Consider the following 20,052-nt stretch of genomic DNA (forward strand, 5'->3'; position numbering starts at 1 on the left):
AAAACCCACTTCACATGATCATTTAGGTCGTGGCGGTGGACATGGTGCGGGCGTAATGGCAGGCGATGTGGTCGGTGCCGAGGGCGACGTCGCTCCGGCGGCATTCGTCGTCGACGCCGGCCTGCTCGGCCAGCCCGCCGGCCAGCACCTGGCAGCGCGGGTGGAACCGGCAGCCGCCGGGGACGGCGGTGGCGTCGGGCGGCTCGCCGGTGAGTACGACGGGCTCGGGCAACGGTGAGTTCGGCAGCACCGACACCAGCGCCTGGGTGTACGGATGCCGCGGTTCGGTGAGCACCCGGTCCACCGGCCCTTCTTCGACGATCCGCCCGAGATACATCACCGCGATCCGGTCCGCGATGTTCCACGCCAGCCCCAGATCATGGGTGACGACGATGGCGGCCAGCCCTAGCTCGTCACGCAGCCGCAGCAGCAGCGCGAGGATCTCGCCGCGGACCGACGCGTCGAGCGACGCCACCGGCTCGTCAGCGATGATGACCTGCGGCTCCAGAACCAGCGCGCCCGCGATGACGACGCGCTGCCGCTGGCCACCGGAGAGCTCGTGCGGGTAGGTGAGGAAGAACTTCTCCGGCGGGCGGAGACCGGCTCGGGAGAGCGCATCGGCGACCCGCTCACGTTCATTGTCATGGATGCCGTGGATCCGCAGGCCTTCGGCGACGGCGTCGTAGACGGTGTGCCGAGGGTTCAACGCGCCGGACGGGTCCTGCAGGACCAACTGCACGGCCCGGCGATATGCCTTCAACGCCCTGGTGGAATAGCGCAGCGGGCTGCCGCCGAAGGCAACCGTTCCCTCGCTCGGCCGCTCCAGCCCCAGCAGCGTGCGCGCCAACGTCGTCTTGCCGCAGCCGGACTCGCCGGCCAAGGCCAGGATCTCGCCCGGAGCCAGATCGATGTCCACGCCGTCCACCGCGCGTGCGACCCGCCCGCCGGGGGCGTTGAACCGGACCGCGAGGTCGCGTGCGCTCAGCAGCGGTTTCGCATCATGATTCATGGTGCCCGTACGCGCTCCGTTCCGTGTGTCGCTCATGTTGTCCGGTCGCGCTCCGCTCCTCGTTTGCTCCGCGGACGACTGCGCTCGTTCCTCGCTGCGTCGGCCGCTCTGCGCACTCGTCCCGTCGCCGCTCATGCGACCTCCTCGACGCGCAGACACGCGGCCCGCCAGTCGTCGCGCGCGCGGCGCAGCTCGACGCTGGTGGAGGCGCAATCGTCTCGCACCACCGGGCAGCGCGGGTGGAACGAACAGCCCGTGGGCAGGTTCGACGGGTCGGGCGGGTCACCGGCCAGGCCGTGCGGATTGCGTCGCTCGGCCGGATCGCCGACGGTCGGGAACGCTGCCGACAACGCCTGTGCGTACGGGTGCCGAGCCGCGGCGAAGACCTCGTGTGACGGCCCGTCCTCCACCAGCTTGCCGGCGTACATGACGGCCAGCCGATCACAGGTGTCCGCCAGAACGGACAGGTCGTGGCTGATCATGACCAGGGCGATGTTCCGCTCCGCGACCAACCGCTTGATCAGCGCCAGCACCTGGGCCTGGATCATCACGTCCAGCGCGGTGGTCGCCTCGTCGGCGATGATCAACTGTGGTGAGCACGCCAGCGCCATCGCGATCATGACCCGCTGGCGCTGACCGCCGGAGAGCTGGTGCGGGTAACTGCTCGCGCGCCAGGCCGGCAGGCCGACCTGGGCCATCAACTCGACGGCGCGCTTTTCGGCGGCATCCGAGGAGAGACCTTCGTGTAGGACGATCGGCTCGGCGATCTGACGGGCTATCCGATGCACCGGGTTCAACGAGTGCATCGCGCCCTGGAAGACGATCGACGCGCCGGCCCAGCGCACCGCACGGAGCTTGCCGAAAGACATGGTGAGCACGTCGTCACCGTCGAGCACGATCCGGCCGGTCACCTGCGTCTCGCGCGGAAGCAGGCGCAGGATGGCTCCGGCGACGGTGGACTTGCCGCAGCCGGACTCACCCGCGAGTCCGAGCGTGTCTCCCGGCTCCAGGCTCATCGAGATGCCGCGCACCGCGGGCACCTCACCACGAGACCCGCGGTAGGTGATCCGCAGATCATCGATTTCCAGTACCGGAGTCACGGCCTTCCTCTCACTGGTTGCCTCGCAGCCGCGGGTTGAGCACGACCTCCATCGCCCGCCCACACAGGGTGAAGGCGAGCACCACCAACAGGATCGCGAGCCCGGGCGGGAGCATGTACCACCATGCGCCTGCCGAGATGGCCCCGGCGTCGAAGGCCCGTTCCAGGATGCCACCCCAGGAGAACGCGCTCGGATCCCCGAGGCCGAGGAAGGACAGCGACGCCTCGGCGAGGATCGCGCTGGAGACCTGCAGCGTGGCACTGGCCAGAACCAGCGGCATCAGATTCGGCAGCACGTGCCGGGTCATCTGGTGCCAGTTACCGGCGCCGAGCGCCCGCGCCCGCTCCAGGTACGGTCGTCCCTCGATCGCCATCGTCTGGGCCCGGACCAGCCTGGCGGTACCGGCCCATGACGTGAGCGCGATCGCGATGATGATCGTCAGCTTGCTCGGGCCGAGCGCGATGACCAGCGCGATCGCCAGCACCAGGCTGGGCAGCACGATGAACCAGTCCGTCAGCCGCATCAGCGCCCATGAGATCCAGCCGCCGAAGTGCGCGGCGGCCATGCCGATCACGGTGCCGAGCGTCACGGCCAGCACCGCGGCGACGAGCCCGACCTGCAGCGAGACGCGCGCTCCCCAGATCACCATGGTCAGTATCGGACGCCCGATCTGATCGGTGCCGAACCAGAACTCGGTGCTCGGTGACTCCATCCGTCCGCCGGGCGCATTCGCCGCGTTGAGCTCGCTCTCGTCCGTGTACCACGGCGCCAGCACGGTCAGCAGCGTGATGACGACGAGGATCGCCAGCCCGACCATGCCGGCGCGTTGGCGCCGGTACAACCGCCAGAAGTCCGCCAGCGACGCGCGTCGCCGCGCCCACACGATCGACCGTGGCGACTTCAGCTCGGTCGTGACGTTGGTGCTACCGCTCATGCTGCCTGGTTGCGGTTCGGTCCTCATGCTGACCTCCGCACTCGCGGGTCGAGGAAGCGGTAGATGATGTCCGCCAGCATGTTGGCGAGGATCGTCGTACCTGCGAAGAAGATGAACAACACCTGCAGCAGCGGGATGTCCGGGATCTTGATCGCCTGGTAGAACAGCAGACCGAGGCCGGGCCAGCTGAAGATCGTCTCGGTCAGCAGCGCACCGTTGAAGATCGCGCCGAACTGCAGCGCGATCAGCGTGACGGTCGGGAGCAACGCGTTCGGCACCGCGTGCCGCCGACGGACGACGTCGTCGCGGAGTCCCTTCGCCTTGGCGACGGTGAGGTAGTCGTTACCGCGCTCCTCCAGGATCGACGAGCGCATGATCAGCACATACTGCGCGTAGATCACCGCGGCCATGGTGCAGGCGGGGAGCACGAGGTGATGCGCCACGTCGAGCAGGTCCGGCAGGAAATCCTGGTCGCCGCCGCGTGCGGAACGCATGCCGTTGACCGGGAACAGGTCCAGCCGGACCGAGAAGACGATGATCACGATCATGCCGAGCCAGAAGGTCGGCGCCGACCACAGCGTCAGCGAGATGCCGACCTGGGTCTTCTCAAAAGTGCTGCCCTGCCTCCAGCCGGCCCGGGCGCCGATCCAGACCCCCAGGCCCGCGGCCAGGATCAGGGCGGTTCCGGTGAGCAGCAGCGTGTTCGGCAGCCGGTCCCACATCAGGTCGGTCACCTGTGCGCTGGAGACGTACGACTGCCCCCAGTCCAGGGTGAAGACATCCTTGACGTACTCCCAGAACTGGACCCTGAGCGGTTCGTTGAGCCCGAGCCGCTCTTCGATCTCCGCGCGCTGCTCCGGGGTCATCGGCGAGTCCCCGCCCACCGCCCGGACCGGGTCGCCTCCGATGACGCGGAAGATGAAGAAGGCGCTGAGCAGCACCAGGAGCATCGAGACCACCGCGCCGGACACCCGCCCGGCGAGGAAGCGCCAGAGTTCTCGCCGGGCGGCGGAACGATGCACGCCGCCCGGCGGAGTCGTGCCGGCCGAATAGCCGGCGTCGTCGCCACCGCCGGCGCCGCCCGAAGGCGACACCGACGGCGGCGTGGTGGAGAGGTTGCCCATCGTGAAGGCCGTGTCCCTTGCGTGGTCGCGTTGCCGGCTACTCTCGCTCTTCCGCGGTAGACCTGCGGCGCATCAGGAAGACGACACCGCCGATGACGACCACAGCGGCGATGACGATCCCGACGATCAGGCCGGTGTTGGAACCGCCGTCATCGTCGGAGGAAGCCGCCGCGTCGTCGCCGTCGGCCCCCGCACCGCCGTCGTCGCCGGCGGCGTCACCCTCGTCGTCACCGCTCGACTCGTCCGCGGCGTCGGCCGGGACGGCCTGAGCGTATCCGTAGGCTGCCTGCTGCTTGGCAATCGCACCACCGGAGGAGGGCAGCATGCCGAATCCGGTCCAGTCGTTGGAGTAGGCCTCGATCGCGTGGTCGTAGTACAGGATGATCTGCGGGCTGTCCTGGTAGACGATCCGCTGGATCTCCTTGACGGCCTCGGCCCGCTCCGCCGGGTCGGTTGCCTGCAGCTGCTGCAGCCACAGCGCGTCGACCTCGTCGTTGCAGTAGAAGTCGAAGGTGAGGTCGGTCGGCTCGGGCTCGTCCGGCAGCCGGTCGCAGGTGAGGTAGGCGAGGTCCTGGCTCGGGTCCGGGCCGTAGTTCCAGCCGCCGAACGCGATGTCGTAGTTGCCGGCGTCGGTCTCCTCGTTGAGCGGCGTCGTCTCCATCGGGATCGGCTCCAGCTCGATGTCCAGCTCAGCGACCCATTCGACGAGGAAGTCCTGGATGTCGGCGTAGGTGGGCCGGTCCGAGTGGTAGAAGAGCCGGAAGCTCAGCGGCTCGCCGCTCTCCGGGTCGATCCGGATCCCAGCGTCGGTCCGCTCGGTGTAGCCGGCGTCGTCCAGCAGCTGGTTGCCGGCATCGGCACTGACCTCGAAGGCGTCCTCGCCCGGGTCCCAGAAGTGCTCGGTGAAAATCGGCGCGACCCAGCTGACGCCGGGCGTCCCGTTGCCGTCCAGGATGACGTCGACGAGGCGCTGCTTGTCGACGACGTGGTGGATCGCCTGGCGCACGGCGGGGTCCTGGAGGGCCGGGTGGCCGTCGCCGAACTCCTGGCCGTCCTTGGTCCGGGCCCCCATGTTGAAGCTGATGTTCTCCAGGTGCCGGCTCGGTTGGACGCTGACGGTGATGTCCTCGTTCTGCTCCAGAGCACCGGCCTGTTCGGGGTTGAGGCCGTCCAGGAAGTCGATCTCGCCCTGCTGCAGAGCCTGGACGGCGGCCTCGGTGGTCTCATAGCTCTGGAAGATGAGTTCGTCGTAGGCGACGGGGCCGTCCCAGTAGTCCGGGTTGGCGGTCAGCACCACGCGCTGGCCCGGGCTGTACTCGGCGAGCTCGAACGGGCCCGAGGTCGGCTGGCCCGGCTCCCCGGTGTACTCGTCCGGGTTTTCCATCTCGCCCCACACGTGCTCAGGCATGATGGGGATGTTGTTCATGTGGTTCAGGATGGCGTTGGGCTCTTCGGTGGTGATCACCAGAGTCTGCTCGTCGGGCGCCTCGATGGAGGTCATCAGATCCACGAGGTCGCCGTGCCGGGAGTTGAAGAGCTCGTTGGTCTGCAGCAGCTCGAACGTGAACTTGGCGTCGTTCGCCGTGACCGGCTGCCCGTCGGACCAGGTGGCGTCCGGGTCGATGTGGTAGGTCCAGGTCAGCTCGTCGTCGGAGACCTCCCAGCTCTCGGCGAGGCCGGGCGCCGGGACATAGTCCTCCTGGCCCCAGCGGATCAGCGGGTCGTACATCAAGTTGTTGAACTCGCCCTGCACGACCCAACCCGAGTCCAGCGGGTTCATGTGCGGGATGTCGTTCAGACCCACCTTGCCTACGACGAGCGTGGTCGATCCGTCGTCGCTCGCGTGCGCGCCGGGCACCGAAATGGCGGCCGCGGGGAGCGCCAGGGCGACGGCGGCGGCCGCGAGTCGCCGATAGCGTCGCGGTGGTGGTGTAGTGGTGGTCATGGTGCCGTACCTCGCATTCGATCGAGGAGTGCCTGTCGTCGTGTGGTCTAGATGTCCTCTGTGCGGAGGGCGTAAGTCTGCCAGCCGGTCGTCTGTGGCCGGTCAACAGGCCTGGAGTGAACGTTTATGGACGGATGACTATCACTGCCGTATCGGCCCGTCAATGGTCTGGACCTCTCCGTCGGCGGAACGGCCAGCGCTCTATATCGAATCGAGATCTGGCCGCAAATCATTCGGCATTGCGTCTCAATTGGCGGATAATCTGCAAAACATGGCCACAATGTCCGTGGGATGTTGGCGACATGTCACGTGAGTGCGCAAAGTGCAAGCGTCCATCGGCGGCGATACGGGAACGCTCGCTGGGCCCCCGGGATCACGGCGGTGCTACGACCTGTGTGCCGTCGGTCAAGGGCCGCTCGACGGGTGTGCGGCAGGCGCGTAGGTGACCAGGCTACCCGGTAGCGTCGCGGGCGAATGGCCTTTGTCAGGTCCGTCTGAGAGGATTGTTCCTGGCAGGTTCATGCCGGCGTTGCCGTGACCCGCGCCCCCGCGTCGTCGTCATCGCAGAGAGGGCTGTGCGTCCATGCCGGCACACGTCCGTCAGTCGGAAGAGACCAACCGTTCGCTGAACCCACCCCCGCCGCAGTCGCCCGGCCGTGGTGCGATGCTCCGCACGGTACTGGTTCTGGGTGCGCTGACCGCGCTTCCTCCGCTGACCATCGACATGTACCTGCCGGCCTTCCCGTCCATCTCTTCCGACCTCGCAGCCTCCGAATCGTTCGTCCAGCTGACCCTCACCGGCACGCTCATCGGCGTAGCGCTCGGCCAGCTCATCATCGGGCCGACGTCGGACCGCCTCGGCCGCCGGCGGCCGCTCATCGCGGCCGTCGTCCTGCACGTCGTCGCCTCGGTCCTGTGCGCCGTCGCCCCGAACGTGGCCGCACTCGGCGCGCTGCGCGTGCTCCAGGGGATGGCGGCGGCAGCCGGAGCCGTCGTCTCCATGGCGGTGGTGCGGGATATGTACACAGGCCTGCCCGCCGTCCGCATGCTGTCGCGGCTCATGCTGGTCATGGGCGTCGCGCCGGTTCTCGCGCCGACGCTCGGCGGCCAGGTTCTGCGGTTCACCACGTGGCGCGGGGTCTTCTGGACGCTGGCGCTCGTCGGTGCTGCGCTCATCGCCGTCGTCGTGATCGGTCTGCGCGAGACGCTCCCGCCGGAGAACCGCCATGGCGGGATGCGGGAGAGCGTCCGGGCGTACGGGCCGATCCTGCGGGACCGCACGTTCGTCGGGCTCATGCTCACCGGCGGGCTGATGATGGCGGCGTTGTTCGCCTACGTGTCGGGCTCCTCGTTCGTGTTTCAGGACGTCTATGGCCTCTCCGAGCAACAGTTCGCGGTGATGTTCGGCGTCAACTCGGTCGGGCTGATCACCGCGACACAGATCAACCCGAGAGCGGTGCGCCGGTTCGGACCGCAACGGGTGCTCGCCGTCGCTGTGCCGGCGGCCGCGGCCATCTGCCTGGTGATGTTCGCGATGGCCGCCACCGGGACGTTCGGGCTGCCCGGCGTGGCGGTGCCACTCGTCTTCATGCTGGCCACCATCGGGTTCACGTTGCCGAACATCCCTGCGCTCGCGCTGGCCGAGCACGGCCGGTCGGCGGGGACGGCCGCGTCGCTCCTCGGCTCGATGAATTTCGGCCTGGGCGCGGTGATCGCACCCGTGGTCGGTGCTTTCGACGCCGGCTCGGCCGCCCCGATGGCGGGCGTGATGGCGGCCATGGCCATGCTGGCGGTCCTGGTCGTCTTCGTCGTCGTGCGGCCAGGTCGGCTGGTGAACCCGTACCAGACGTCGGCGGGAGAGCAGCCGGCGGCGACGATGGAGCTGGAGCCGTCTCCGGCCGGAACGGATCCGTCGGATGGTAGGACGGGCCAGGCGGCGCGCGGCCGGCGGTAGCGGCCGTTTCGCCGGGGATCGCTGTGGTGATCACCCCACTGATCCTCGGCAATCATCGACGGAGCTGGGAGGGGCCGGGGTGGAAACGGCTGGGTGGGCCGGAGTGGAGAATGGATGGCGTGAGCGCAGACGCCGCCGGGCATAGCCGTGACGTGATCATCCTCGGTTCCACCGGCTCCATCGGGACGCAGGCGATCGACGTGGTGCGGCGCAACCCGGACCGGTTCCGGGTCACCGGGCTGTCCGCGGGCGGTTCGGATCCGGCGGCGCTGGCCGCGCAGGCACTGGAGCTGGGCGTCGAGGTCGTGGCGGTCGCGCGCGCCGGTGTCACGGAGGATCTGCTGCTCGCCTTCTACGCCGAGGCGCAGCAGCGCGGCTACAGCTCCGGCGACTACGCGCTGCCGAAGATTCTCACCGGGCCGGACGCGGCGACGCAGCTGGCGGCGATGCCATGCGACGTGGTCCTCAACGGCATCACCGGGTCGATCGGGCTGGCGCCGACGCTGGCCGCGCTGGAGGCGGGCCGGACGCTGGCGTTGGCGAACAAGGAGTCGCTGATCGCCGGAGGTCCGCTGGTCAAGGCGGCGGCAGCGCCCGGCCAGATCGTCCCGGTGGACAGCGAACACAGCGCGCTCGCGCAGAGCCTGCGCGGTGGCCGCCGGGACGAGGTCCGGCGCCTCATCGTCACCGCCAGCGGCGGACCGTTCCGCGGCCGCAGCCGGGAGGAGCTGGCGAAGGTCACCCCGGAGCAGGCGCTGGCCCACCCGACGTGGAACATGGGTCGCGTGATCACCACCAACTCCGCCACCCTGGTCAACAAGGGCCTGGAGGTGATCGAGGCACATCTGCTGTTCGACGTGCCGATCGATGCGATCGAGGTGGTGGTGCATCCGCAGTCGATCGTCCACTCCATGGTGGAGTTCGTCGACGGATCCACCCTGGCGCAGGCCAGCCCGCCGGACATGCGCCTGGCCATTGGGCTGGGGCTGTCCTGGCCGGATCGGCTGCCCGACGTCGCACCCGCCTGCGACTGGAGCACCGCCTCCAGCTGGGAGTTCTACCCGCTCGACGACGAGGCGTTCCCGGCCGTCGCGCTGGCGCGGGATGCGGCCGATCGAGGCGGCACCGCACCTGCGGTCTACAACGCCGCGAACGAGGAATGCGTCGACGCCTTTCATGATCATCGGTTGGCGTTCACCGGCATCGTCGATACCGTTGCGGCCGTGCTCAGCGAGTATTCTGGAGGGAACGTCACAAGCGTCGAAGACGTTCTCGACGCGGAGCGGTGGGCGCGCGCCCGTGCCCAGGAGATCATCAGCGCATCGGAAGGACATCAGTGAGCCTAGGCCAGATCGCGTCGGTCCCGGCCGGCGTCCACGCGGCGACTCCGGGGCGCGGCACGGGGCGAGCGAAGGTGAGGCGGTAGGTGGACCTGCTCGTCATCGCCGGGATCCTGCTGTTCTTCGTGGGGCTGATGGTCTCCATCGCGCTGCACGAGATCGGGCACCTCGTCCCGGCCAAGCTGTTCGGCATCAAGGTCACCCAGTACATGGTGGGCTTCGGCCGGACCGTGTGGTCACGGAAACGGGGCGAGACCGAGTACGGCTTCAAGGCCGTGCCGCTCGGTGGGTTCATCCGGATGATCGGGATGTTTCCACCGGAGCCGGGCGGCGACCCGTCGCGGCTGCGCAAAGCCAGCACCGGCCCGTTCCAGGCGCTGGTCGAGGACGCGCGGCGCGGCGTGAAGGAGGAGATCCAGCCGGGTGACGAGGATCGTGTCTTCTACCGCAAGGCCTGGTGGAAGAAGCTGATCGTCATGCTCGGCGGTCCGGCCATGAATGTGGTGCTGGCGTTGCTGCTGGCCGGCGGCGTGCTGATGACGTTCGGCAACCCGGAGAAGCCGGTGCTGGCGCCAACCGTCAGCCAGGTCAGCGAGTGTGTCATCCCGGCCTCCGAGGAGCGCCTGGAGTGTCAGCCGGACGATCAGCCGGCGCCGGCGGCGGCCGCCGGTGTCCAGCCCGGCGACGAGATCGTGTCGTTCAACGGCACGCCGGTGGAGTCCTGGGAGCAGGTGTCCGCCGAGATCCGCGCCGCCGGAGCCGGTCAGGTGCAGCTCGGCGTCGTCCGGGACGGCGAGCAGGTCACGCTGACGCCGGACCTCATCATGGCGGAGCGGCACACCGAGGACAGCACCGTCGACGATCCGCAGTACTCGGAGGTGGGTTTCCTCGGCGTCAGCCCGATCATCGACGGGTATGAGAAGGAAGACGTCGTCGGCGTCGTCGGGTGGAGCGGCGAGTTCATCACTCGCATGCTGGACGCGATGGCGAACATCCCGGAGCGGATGGTCAACGTCTGGGACGCGGCGTTCGGCGGCGGGGAGCGCGAGGCGGACACCCCGGTGAGCATCGTCGGGGCGGGTCGCATCGGGGGTGAGATCGTCTCCGAGCTTGCGGGCGCCGAGCGGATCATGACATTCGTGATGCTGCTGGCCACCTTCAACATGGCGATCGCCATCTTCAACCTGGTGCCGCTGTTGCCGCTGGACGGCGGGCACGCGGCGGGTGCGATCTGGGAGGGCATCAAACGTGCGTTCGCCAAGGTGACCCGGCGGCCGGCGCCTCGGCCGGTGGATGTCGCGAAGGCGCTGCCGGTCGCGTATGGCGTGGCGTTTGTGCTGATCGGCATGGCGGTCTTGCTGATCTACGCGGATATCGTGAATCCGATACGTCTGTTCGGCTGAGCTGAAGTGGGACAATCGAGACGATGAGCATTTCGTTGGGTATGCCTGGTATGCCGCCGCCCGTGCTGGCGGAGCGGCGCAAGTCGCGCAAGATCAAGGTCGGCAAGGTCGACGTCGGCGGCGACGCTCCGGTCAGCGTGCAATCGATGACGACGACGCCGACGACGGACATCAACGCCACGCTGCAGCAGATCGCGGAGCTGACCGCGTCCGGCTGCGACATCGTGCGGGTGGCCGTTCCGAGCGCGGACGACGCCGAGGCGTTGCCGGCCATCGCGCAGAAGTCGCAGATCCCGGTGATCGCCGACATCCACTTCCAGCCGAAGTACGTCTTCGCTGCGATCGACGCCGGATGTGCGGGCGTGCGGGTCAATCCCGGGAACATCAAGAAGTTCGACGACAAGGTCGGCGAGATCGCCAAGGCCGCCAAGGACGCCGGGGTCTCGCTGCGGATCGGGGTGAACGCCGGCTCGCTGGACCCCCGGCTGCTGGAGAAGTACGGCAAACCCACGGCGGAGGCGCTGGTCGAGTCCGCGGTGTGGGAGGCGTCGCTGTTCGAGGAGCACGACTTCCACGACTTCAAGATCTCGGTCAAGCATCACGACCCGGTGGTGATGGTGCAGGCGTACGAGCTGCTGGCCGAGCGTGGCGACTGGCCGCTGCATCTGGGCGTGACTGAGGCGGGGCCGGCCTTTCAGGGCACGATCAAGTCGGCGGTGGCGTTCGGGACGCTGCTGTCCAGAGGGATCGGCGACACCATTCGGGTTTCGCTGTCGGCGCCGCCGGTCGAAGAGGTCAAGGTCGGCATCCAGATTCTGCAGTCGCTCAACCTCCGTGAACGCAAGCTGGAGATCGTCTCCTGCCCGTCCTGCGGTCGCGCGCAGGTGGACGTCTACTCGCTGGCGGACCGGGTGACCGCTGGGCTGGAAGGCATGGAGGTGCCGCTGCGCGTCGCCGTCATGGGTTGCGTGGTGAACGGCCCGGGCGAGGCGCGGGAGGCGGACCTCGGCGTGGCCTCGGGCAACGGCAAGGGACAGATCTTCGTCAAGGGCGAGGTCATCAAGACCGTCCCGGAGTCCGAGATCGTGGAGACGCTGATCGAGGAGGCCATGCGGATCGCGGAGAGCATGGAGGGCGACGCGGAGGGCGAGCCCACCGTTACGGTCGGCTGATCTGACGGCCCTGGTCGGCGCGCGCATCCGGCGAAGGACAACGCCCGGAGTGCCTTTGCAATGCACACATATACGCAACACCTCACCCGGTGCGTATATGTGTGCATTGCAAAGCCTCGGTGGAAGGAGATGGCGGGGGCGCGCAGGACCGCGTTCTTGCGCGGAATGTGTGCAAGTACGCGGTAGAGCTGCTTCACTTGTTCGCAGAAACGTACGCGCGTCGCCCGGCACGGCCCGGATAACCGGCTGCCGGATCGTGACGCGGTGAGGCGCGGCCAGGCCAAGGGGACGGCCGGAAAGGGGGTCGATCTCGGTGCTCGACAGCATGGCCGCGGTGCGCGTGCTCGGCCCCGAGGACTTCCCGACAGTGAGCCGCCTGGTGGACCGCAATCCTGTGGTGGATGTCTTCGTCGGCGCGCGGGTCCATGCGTCCAAGCTCGCACCGGGTCGTCTCGGCGGCGAGCTCTGGGGCTACTACGAGAGCGGCGAGCTACTGTCCTGCTGCTATGCCGGCGCGAACGTCATTCCGGTACACGCCACACCGGCGGCCGCCCGCACCTTCGCCGACATGGCGGCGCGGCGTGGCCGGCGCTGTTCGTCGTTGGTCGGCCCGGCCGACGCCGTGCTGACCATGTGGGACCTGCTGCGCCCGGAGTGGGGACCGGCGCGGGAGGTGCGTGCTTCGCAGCCGGTGATGGCGATGTCGCAGACGCCGACGGTGCCGGCCGACTCGCTGGTGCGCCGGGTCCGCCCGGATGAGGTGGACATTCTGCATCCGGCCGCGGTGGCCATGTTCACCGAGGAGGTCGGGGTCTCGCCGAACGGCAGCGACGGCGGCGCGTATTACCGCGCTCGCCTCACCGAACTGGTGCGTGCCGGCCGCGCCTTCGCCCGGTTCGAGAACGGCGAAGTGGTGTTCAAGGCGGAGATCGGCGCGGTCACCCCGAAGGCCTGCCAGATCCAGGGCGTCTGGGTCCGGCCGGAGCGTCGCGGCGAAGGGCTGGCCGTCGGCGGCGTCGCAGCAGTGGTGACGTGTGCGCTGCAAGAGATCGCGCCTTCCGTCTCGCTCTACGTGAACGATTACAACCGTGCCGCCGTCGAAACGTATCGGCGGGTCGGATTCTTCGACGTGGGGCGTTTCGCCACGGTCATGTTCTGACCGACCACCTGTCGGCGACGCCACAGGTCACAGCCGATCATGCCGGGCGTCGGTGACGTGGTTTCGCACCACCGCGCGGCTGCCGACTCGGCGTGCGGTGAGCGAAATCTCCAACGCCGCCGGGTAGCGCGTCCGGGCGGACTCTGTGCAGACTGGCCCTGTGAGTCGGGCGGGGCTTCTTGTGTCGATGGTCGTCGGTGGGGCGCTGACGTTGACGGCATGCGCCGGCGAGGGTGAGCCCGAGTCGCAGTCCACCACGACGAACCCGCCGGTGATGAGCAACCCGGAACCGACCTTCACCCAGACGCCGACGCCTACCCCGGACCCTGAGCCGCGCGAGTTCACCGTGGTCGCCACCGGCGACATCCTGCTGCATGAACGGCTGTGGGCGCAGGCCGAGCGGGATGCCGACGACGACGGGACGTGGAACTTCGCGCCGCAACTGGCGAACATCACGCCGGTGGTGGAGGAGGCCGGCCTGGCGATCTGTCACCTGGAGGTCCCGCTGGCCCCGGAGGACGGGCCGTATCAGGGTTACCCGTATTTCTCCGGTCCGCCGCAGATTGTGCCCGCGCTGGCCGAGACGGGATACGACGCCTGCACGACAGCCTCCAACCACACGTTCGATCAGGGTGCGGAGGGGATCGAGCGGACCCTGGACACGCTGGATCGTGCCGGCATGGCGCACGCCGGCTCCGCGCGGACCAAAGACGAGGGCCGACGGCCGACAGTGATCAGCGTCGACACGCCGGACGGGCCGGTACAGGTCGGGTTGTTGTCATACACGTATGGGTTCAACGGCATCCCATATCCCGACGGCGACGAGTGGCGCGGCAACGAGATCGACGAGGACACGATTCTTGCCGAGGCGGCGGCCGCCCGCGAGGACGGCGCGGAGGTCGTCATCGCCGCACTGCACTGGGGCAACGAGTACGTTCACGAACCGAACGAACAGCAGCTCGAGCTGGCGCCGCGGCTGATCGAAGCTCCGGAGATCGATCTGCTGCTCGGGCATCACGCGCATGTGGTGCAGCCGCTCGAGCAGATCGACGGGGAATGGGTCGTCTACGGGATGGGCAACCTGATGGCCAACCATGCCGAGCCGGAAGGTCCGAAGTCGGAGGGACTGCTGACACGGTTCACCTTCACCGAGGACCTGGCCAGCGGAACGTTCAGCACCACCGCGGCGGAATACCTTCCGCTCTACCAGACCTATACGCCTCCGGTGGAGGTGCTGCATGTGCCGGCGGCATTGGACAGCGGCGCCACCGGAACGGCGAGTGAGTCGCGGTTGGAGCGCGCGCTGGAACGCACCGTCGAGGTGGTGGAGAGCCGGGGTGGCGCGGACGACGGCCTGACCATGATCGGCGCCGGCGAATAGGTGCGAGCGAGTGGGCGCGGCCGGGTACGCGCGGCCGAGCAGGTGCGGCCGGGTTGGCGGGACGCGGGTGATGCGGCGGACCCGGCGACGACTATCCTCGTCGGGTCGGTGCCGACGGTGCGCCACGGGTTAATCCCTGTGACGCGGGCGAGTCGCGAGCGATACTGTCGGTACCGTCGAGCCCGGATGGGCTCGAGGCTGGAATCCGCTACCAACAGGAGTGCACCCCGTGGTCATGCGCATGTCGACCCTGTTCCTCCGTACCCTGCGGGAGGATCCTGTCGATGCCGAGGTGATCAGCCACAAGCTGCTGGTCCGCGCCGGGTACGTCCGGCGCGCCGCGCCCGGCATCTACAGCTGGCTGCCGCTGGGATACCGGGTGCTGCGCAACGTCGAGGAGATCGTCCGCGAGGAGATGGACGCGATCGGCGCGCAGGAGGTGCACTTCCCGGCGCTGCTTCCGCGGGAGCCGTACGAGGCGACCAACCGGTGGGAGGAGTACGGTCCGAACCTCTTCCGGCTGAAGGACCGCAGGGAGGGTGACTACCTGCTCGGTCCGACGCATGAGGAGATGTTCACCCTGCTGGTGAAGGATCTCTACTCCTCGTACAAGGACCTGCCGCTGTCGCTGTATCAGATCCAGCACAAGTACCGTGACGAGGCTCGTCCGCGCGCCGGTATCCTGCGTGGCCGTGAGTTCGTGATGAAGGACTCGTACTCCTTCGACGTCGACGACGAGGCGTTCAAGCGCTCCTACGACGCGCACCGCGAGGCCTACATCAAGATCTTCGACCGGCTCGGGCTCGACTACAGGATCGTGGCCGCGATGTCGGGGGCGATGGGCGGCTCGGCCAGCGAGGAGTTCCTCGCCAACGCGACCAGCGGCGAGGACACGTACGTCCGGTCCCCGGGCGGCTATGCGGCCAACGTCGAGGCCGTCGTCACTCCGGCTCCGCCGCCGGTGCCGTACGACGACGCGCCGGCCGCGCACGTGGAGGACACACCGGACACTCCGACCATCGAGACCCTCGTCAATCACCTGAACGAGCACTTCCCGCGCCAGGACGGCGACTGGACGGCTGCCGACACGCTGAAGAACGTGCTGGTCATGCTCCGGCAACCGGATGGCACACGGGAGCCGCTGGCGGTCGGGGTGCCCGGCGACCGGGACGTGGACGAGAAGCGGCTGCAGGCACAGGTGGAGCCGGCCGAGCTCGAGGCCTTCACCGATGCCGATTTCGAGGCCTTCCCGATGCTGGCCAAGGGCTATATCGGCCCGGGCGTGCTGGGGGAGAAGAACGCGTCCGGCATCCGGTACCTGGTGGATCCGCGCGTCGTCGAAGGAACCCGCTGGGTGACCGGCGCCGACCAGTCCGGCAAGCACGTCCTCGACCTGGTCACCGGCCGGGACTTCACGCCGGACGGCACAATCGAGGCGGCCGAGGTGCGTGCGGGAGACCCGGCACCGGACGGGTCCGGGCCGCTTGAGCTGGCGCGTGGCCTCGAGCTGGGACACATCTTCCAGCTCGGCCGGAAGTACTCGGAGGCGCTCGGCCTGCAGGTCCAGGACGAAAGCGGCAGGCTGGTGACGCCGACGATGGGCTCGTACGGCATCGGTGTCTCCCGTGCGGTGGCGGCGATCGTGGAGAACTCTCATGACGGCGACGGCATCATCTGGCCGCGCGAGGTCTCGCCCGCCGACGTCCACGTGGTCGCCACCGGCAAGGATGAGACGGTCTTCACCGCCGCCGACGAGTTGGTCGATGAGATGGAGCGCTCCGGCGTGTCGGTGCTCTACGACGACCGTCGCGGTGTGAGCCCGGGCGTGAAGTTCAAGGACTCGGAGTTGATCGGGGTGCCGACCATCGTCGTCGTCGGGCGTGGCCTGGCCGACGGCGTCGTGGAGGTGAAGGACCGTCGTTCGGGGGAGCGGACCGAGGTTCCGCTCGCCAACGTGGTCGCGCACCTGCGCTCACTTCTCCGCGACTCCTGACCCGCCCGTGATCATCAATCGTTGGCCACACCATGACCGGTCTCACGGTTGATGATCACGGGGAGTCGCTGCCGCATGGGTACACCAACCACACGCGGGGCGACGGCGACGTCGTCGTCAAACGGTATGAAGGGCCGGATGCGGCCGACCGTGCCCGGCGCGAGCGGACAGCCCTGCGCGCCCTCCGCTGCCGCCTGCCGGTGCCCGACGTACTGAACAGCGACGGTGACGAGGGCGAGCTGCGGATGCGGCACGTTGCGGGTATACACGGCCAGGAGCTGATCGACGCCGGCGAAGCCGGCGCGGTCCTGCGCGCCTGTGGTGCCCTGCTCCGCGGGATCCAGGAGATCGATGTGGCGGCGGTGGCACCGGATCTCGGCCCGTGTACCGGGACGGTACTGGTCCACGGCGATTTCGGCCCGAACAACGTGTTGCTCGACCCGGCGCGGGTGGCGGTGACGGCGGTGTTGGACTGGGAGTGGGTGCACGGCGGCGACGCGGTCGAGGACGCGGCATGGTGCGAGTGGATCGTTCGCATGCACCATCCCGCGCACGTTGACGCCCTCGACGAGTTCTTCCAGGCGTACGGCACGCGTCCAGCGTGGAGCCGACGCCAGGACGCCATGGTCGAACGGTGCCGGGAACTGCTTCAGATGTGCCACCGGTGGGATGCCGACGGCGCGGGTGTGCAGCTGTGGCGGCAGCGGCTCGAACGCACGACCGCATGGGTTGAGTAGCCGCTGCGGCGTGGACGCTCGGTGGTGGTGGGCGTCAGACTGGCATGGTGAACGTGGATCCGTGGGCACGTGGCGTGACGACCGCGCGGCACGAGGCTCCTGACGCGTCGTGGGCGCTCGCCACATGCGCCCCGCATCCGGCGCTCGCCGCCGACGTGGTGGGCTACACGGGCTACGCCGAGCGGGCGATCCGCTCGGTGCGTCGAAGGGAGGTGCCGCGTGCGCAGGTGCCGGTCATCGTCAGCTTCGGCGACACCCTCCAGGTTCAGACGGATGGCCGTCTCAGCGTGCCGCCGGTGCGGCTGACGTCGTTCGTCGCGGGCTTTGACGATGCGCACGCGATTACGGAGTACGTCGGCTCGCAGCGTGGGCTGCAGATCAACCTGACGCCACTCGGCGCCTACCGGTTGCTCGGTCTCACCGGGGATGAGATCCGCGGGGGAGCGCCCGAACTCGATGACGTCCTCGGCGTCGACGGACCGAGGCTGGTGGACAAGCTGGTCTCCGCGCCGGACTGGCCGGCTCGGTTCGACATCGCCGACGGTTTCCTGCTGCGCCGCGCTGCGTCCGCCAGAGTCGTGGACCCGGCCATCGCCTGGTGCTGGTCGCAGCTGCTGCGGAGCGACGGCCGGGTCTCCGTCGGTGCGCTGGCCGATGAGGTCGGGTGGAGCCGGAAGCATCTCGGTCAGCGGTTCCGCCGGTATGTCGGGCTCGGACCGAAGCCGGCCGCCCGGGTGTTGCGGTTCGCGCGCGCCACGACGCTGCTCGACGGCTCCCGGTCGATCAGTGAGGTCGCGGCCGAATGCGGCTACGCCGACCACAGCCATCTGGTGCGGGATGTGCGGGCGATGGCCGGCTGCACGCCGTCGGAGCTGATCGCGGAACGCGCCTGATCGCGCGGGCCGAGGTGACATTTGTCCAAGCCATGGTCTCCGGGGTTCGCCTACCGTGATCGCATGAACGACACAACACGTCGGCAGTCGATCTTTCCGAGTCTCCGCTATCGCGACCCCCGCGCGGCTCTGCGTTTCCTCACCGAGGCTTTCGGATTCACCGAGGAACAGGTGCATGAGCAGGACGGCCAGATCGTGCATGCGGAGATGAGCTACGACGGCGACATGATCGGCTTCGGCACCGTCGGCGTCGGTGACCCGTTGTTCGACATCACGCCGTCCTGCGTGTACGTCGCGGTGGACGACATCGACGCGCACCACGCCCGGGCCGTCGCCGCCGGTGCGGAGATCGTGATGGAGCCGACCGATCAGGAGTACGGCTCCCGTGACTTCGCCGTCCGCGATCCCGAGGGAAACGTGTGGGCGTTCGGGACGTACCGCCCCGGCCCGGCATGAGTGGGTGAAAGACCGGTGGGCGTCCGCCCCGCCGATCTATCATGATCAGCCCATCCGGCCCGCCGTGCCGTATCGTGGTGCTCGTGCACCGGCTCTTCCCGATCACTCCTCCGCCGCGCGCCTGACGGGTCGCGCGGATCTGCGGTGCCCGCACGGATGTGCGGGTGCCGTCGTGCGCGACCCCTGAGCGGGGCGCGTCTTCACTCCTTGCCGGCCTGATGCCGGTCATCACCTCACCCTCCGCGTAGCCGCCGTCGTGCGTGCGTCGCCGAGCCAGACGTCGATGTGTGGCGCCGCGTCCCGCTCCCGCGATCGTTCATGTCCTTCACGTCATCGCAGGAGTTGTGCACATGGAAGGCATTTCGGAGTGCGGCGCGGGCGGATCGGCCGGCGCCGACGGTCGTGCGGCCGGGTACCGAGCGACGCCCGCGGCCGGGTATGGAACGGCGCCCGCGGCCGGGTATGGAACGGCGCCCGCAGCCCAGGAGCGAGGCGGTCTCCCCGCTGTCGTGGCGGCCGGCGTCTTGTGGGGCACGGGCGGTGTGGCCGGGTCCGCGCTCGGGGACGTCGCCGACGTCGGATCCACCACGGTCGCCGGTTACCGGCTGGCCGTCGGCGGTGTGCTCATCGTCGGCTGGATGCTGCTGACGGGGCGGCTGCGTACGTTGCGTCCCGGCCGGCGCGGCGTGCGACGGCTGCTCACCGTCGGCCTGATCACGGCGTGGTACCAGAACTGGTACTTCGCCGCCATCGAGTTGAGTTCCGTGGGACTGGCGACACTGCTGACCCTCGGGGCGGCCCCCATCATGGTCGTCGTCGCCGAGAGTGTCATCGCCGGACGGCGGCCTGCCCGGCGGGCCATCGTGGCCATCGCGATCGCGACGTCCGGACTGGCGCTGCTCGTGGGGGTGCCGGGCGGAGACAGCTCGAGTTCCGCGGTGGCCGGAGGCCTGTGCGCGCTGGCGTCGGCGGCCGGTTTCGCCGCTATCACCATGCTCGCGGCCCGTCCCGTGGCCGGGCTGACCGCATTGTCCACGGTCGGCATCGCGTTCTGCGCCGGGGGTGCGATCACGTTCGCGCTGGCCGCGCTGGCCGGTGACGTCGTGATCGTCGTCCGTGCGGAGACGATCGCGCTGGTTCTGTACCTCGGTCTGGTCCCGACGGCGATCGCCTACGTGTCGTACTTCGTCGGGCTGCATGGCGTCACGGCCGGGACAGCGGTGCTGATGTCGTTGCTGGAGCCACTCACCGCGGCCGTTCTGGGCATCGTGTTGCTGGGCGAGCGGCTGGGTGCGTTCGGCGTGGCCGGCGCCGTGCTGATCGGCACCGCCCTGATGGTCGCGTCGTCGCCGGGCACGAGCGGATTCAACGGGCCGTGAATATCGTCACGATATCCGTCGACGGGTTGGCGGCGCGGGCCGAGTGCGCCACGCTTAGACCCAAGACGCTCCA

Annotated in this window: 16 protein-coding genes; 11 read left to right on the plus strand and 5 right to left on the minus strand. The window is 68.8% G+C overall.

What is annotated here, in order from left to right; genetic code table 11:
• Nucleotides 1-22 precede the first annotated feature (22 nt).
• From G1H10_RS07480 to G1H10_RS07500, 5 genes are all read right to left on the minus strand, one after another.
• Nucleotides 23-1,045, minus strand: a complete 1,023-nt coding sequence (locus G1H10_RS07480; protein WP_376778580.1) for an ABC transporter ATP-binding protein — start codon at nucleotides 1,043-1,045, stop codon at nucleotides 23-25.
• A gap of 95 nt (nucleotides 1,046-1,140) precedes the next feature.
• A complete protein-coding gene (locus tag G1H10_RS07485; RefSeq protein ID WP_216853004.1) occupies nucleotides 1,141-2,109 on the minus strand; it encodes an ABC transporter ATP-binding protein in 969 nt (322 codons plus the stop codon).
• 10 nt (nucleotides 2,110-2,119) lie between these two features.
• A complete protein-coding gene (locus tag G1H10_RS07490) occupies nucleotides 2,120-3,070 on the minus strand; it encodes an ABC transporter permease (protein WP_216853005.1) in 951 nt (316 codons plus the stop codon).
• Entirely contained in the window at nucleotides 3,067-4,167 is a 1,101-nt protein-coding gene (locus tag G1H10_RS07495) for an ABC transporter permease (protein ID WP_163734975.1), read from the minus strand. The genes G1H10_RS07490 and G1H10_RS07495 overlap by 4 nt, the downstream gene beginning before the upstream one ends.
• 37 nt (nucleotides 4,168-4,204) lie before the next feature.
• Complete coding sequence (locus G1H10_RS07500; RefSeq protein ID WP_163734978.1) at nucleotides 4,205-6,112, minus strand: ABC transporter substrate-binding protein; 1,908 nt, start codon at nucleotides 6,110-6,112, stop codon at nucleotides 4,205-4,207.
• A 664-nt stretch (nucleotides 6,113-6,776) separates the two neighbouring features.
• Here G1H10_RS07500 and G1H10_RS07505 point away from each other — a divergent pair.
• From G1H10_RS07505 to G1H10_RS07555, 11 genes are all read left to right on the plus strand, one after another.
• Nucleotides 6,777-8,066 (plus strand): Bcr/CflA family multidrug efflux MFS transporter, encoded by a 1,290-nt coding sequence (locus tag G1H10_RS07505; RefSeq protein ID WP_163734982.1) that lies wholly within the window; start codon nucleotides 6,777-6,779, stop codon nucleotides 8,064-8,066.
• A 110-nt stretch (nucleotides 8,067-8,176) separates the two neighbouring features.
• Entirely contained in the window at nucleotides 8,177-9,406 is a 1,230-nt protein-coding gene (dxr, locus tag G1H10_RS07510; RefSeq protein WP_163735373.1) for a 1-deoxy-D-xylulose-5-phosphate reductoisomerase, read from the plus strand.
• Nucleotides 9,407-9,492: 86 nt separating this feature from the next.
• Nucleotides 9,493-10,809, plus strand: a complete 1,317-nt coding sequence (locus G1H10_RS07515) for a M50 family metallopeptidase (RefSeq protein ID WP_216853006.1) — start codon at nucleotides 9,493-9,495, stop codon at nucleotides 10,807-10,809.
• Nucleotides 10,810-10,832: 23 nt separating this feature from the next.
• Nucleotides 10,833-11,981: a flavodoxin-dependent (E)-4-hydroxy-3-methylbut-2-enyl-diphosphate synthase gene (gene ispG, locus G1H10_RS07520; RefSeq protein ID WP_163734985.1), complete on the plus strand. Its 1,149-nt coding sequence runs from the start codon at nucleotides 10,833-10,835 to the stop codon at nucleotides 11,979-11,981.
• Nucleotides 11,982-12,306: 325 nt separating this feature from the next.
• Nucleotides 12,307-13,140, plus strand: coding sequence for a GNAT family N-acetyltransferase (locus G1H10_RS07525; RefSeq protein ID WP_163735379.1), 834 nt, complete (start codon nucleotides 12,307-12,309; stop codon nucleotides 13,138-13,140).
• Nucleotides 13,141-13,300: 160 nt separating this feature from the next.
• Nucleotides 13,301-14,521, plus strand: coding sequence for a CapA family protein (locus G1H10_RS07530; protein ID WP_216853008.1), 1,221 nt, complete (start codon nucleotides 13,301-13,303; stop codon nucleotides 14,519-14,521).
• 235 nt (nucleotides 14,522-14,756) lie between these two features.
• Nucleotides 14,757-16,514 (plus strand): proline--tRNA ligase, encoded by a 1,758-nt coding sequence (locus G1H10_RS07535; RefSeq protein ID WP_216853009.1) that lies wholly within the window; start codon nucleotides 14,757-14,759, stop codon nucleotides 16,512-16,514.
• Between the two features lie 32 nt (nucleotides 16,515-16,546).
• Nucleotides 16,547-17,251 (plus strand): phosphotransferase family protein, encoded by a 705-nt coding sequence (locus G1H10_RS07540; RefSeq protein ID WP_163734993.1) that lies wholly within the window; start codon nucleotides 16,547-16,549, stop codon nucleotides 17,249-17,251.
• A gap of 44 nt (nucleotides 17,252-17,295) precedes the next feature.
• Complete coding sequence (locus G1H10_RS07545) at nucleotides 17,296-18,144, plus strand: helix-turn-helix domain-containing protein (RefSeq protein WP_163734996.1); 849 nt, start codon at nucleotides 17,296-17,298, stop codon at nucleotides 18,142-18,144.
• A gap of 63 nt (nucleotides 18,145-18,207) precedes the next feature.
• Nucleotides 18,208-18,600, plus strand: a complete 393-nt coding sequence (locus G1H10_RS07550) for a VOC family protein (RefSeq protein WP_163734998.1) — start codon at nucleotides 18,208-18,210, stop codon at nucleotides 18,598-18,600.
• Between the two features lie 350 nt (nucleotides 18,601-18,950).
• Entirely contained in the window at nucleotides 18,951-19,979 is a 1,029-nt protein-coding gene (locus G1H10_RS07555; protein ID WP_163735000.1) for a DMT family transporter, read from the plus strand.
• Nucleotides 19,980-20,052: the final 73 nt, after the last annotated feature.

This window comes from Phytoactinopolyspora halotolerans (assembly GCF_010550675.1).
GTDB lineage: Bacteria > Actinomycetota > Actinomycetes > Jiangellales > Jiangellaceae > Phytoactinopolyspora > Phytoactinopolyspora halotolerans.

Bases quoted from the DNA above. Each gene is read 5' to 3' on its own strand.
- G1H10_RS07480 (WP_376778580.1), bottom strand. From the start codon at position 1,045: ATGAGCGACACACGGAACGGAGCGCGTACGGGCACCATGAATCATGAT.
- G1H10_RS07490 (WP_216853005.1), bottom strand. From the start codon at position 3,070: ATGAGGACCGAACCGCAACCAGGCAGCATGAGCGGTAGCACCAACGTC.
- G1H10_RS07495 (WP_163734975.1), bottom strand. From the start codon at position 4,167: ATGGGCAACCTCTCCACCACGCCGCCGTCGGTGTCGCCTTCGGGCGGC.
- G1H10_RS07500 (WP_163734978.1), bottom strand. From the start codon at position 6,112: ATGACCACCACTACACCACCACCGCGACGCTATCGGCGACTCGCGGCC.
- G1H10_RS07505 (WP_163734982.1), top strand. From the start codon at position 6,777: ATGCTCCGCACGGTACTGGTTCTGGGTGCGCTGACCGCGCTTCCTCCG.
- dxr (WP_163735373.1), top strand. From the start codon at position 8,177: ATGGATGGCGTGAGCGCAGACGCCGCCGGGCATAGCCGTGACGTGATC.
- ispG (WP_163734985.1), top strand. From the start codon at position 10,833: ATGAGCATTTCGTTGGGTATGCCTGGTATGCCGCCGCCCGTGCTGGCG.
- G1H10_RS07525 (WP_163735379.1), top strand. From the start codon at position 12,307: ATGGCCGCGGTGCGCGTGCTCGGCCCCGAGGACTTCCCGACAGTGAGC.
- G1H10_RS07535 (WP_216853009.1), top strand. From the start codon at position 14,757: ATGCGCATGTCGACCCTGTTCCTCCGTACCCTGCGGGAGGATCCTGTC.
- G1H10_RS07540 (WP_163734993.1), top strand. From the start codon at position 16,547: ATGACCGGTCTCACGGTTGATGATCACGGGGAGTCGCTGCCGCATGGG.
- G1H10_RS07545 (WP_163734996.1), top strand. From the start codon at position 17,296: ATGGTGAACGTGGATCCGTGGGCACGTGGCGTGACGACCGCGCGGCAC.
- G1H10_RS07550 (WP_163734998.1), top strand. From the start codon at position 18,208: ATGAACGACACAACACGTCGGCAGTCGATCTTTCCGAGTCTCCGCTAT.
- G1H10_RS07555 (WP_163735000.1), top strand. From the start codon at position 18,951: ATGGAAGGCATTTCGGAGTGCGGCGCGGGCGGATCGGCCGGCGCCGAC.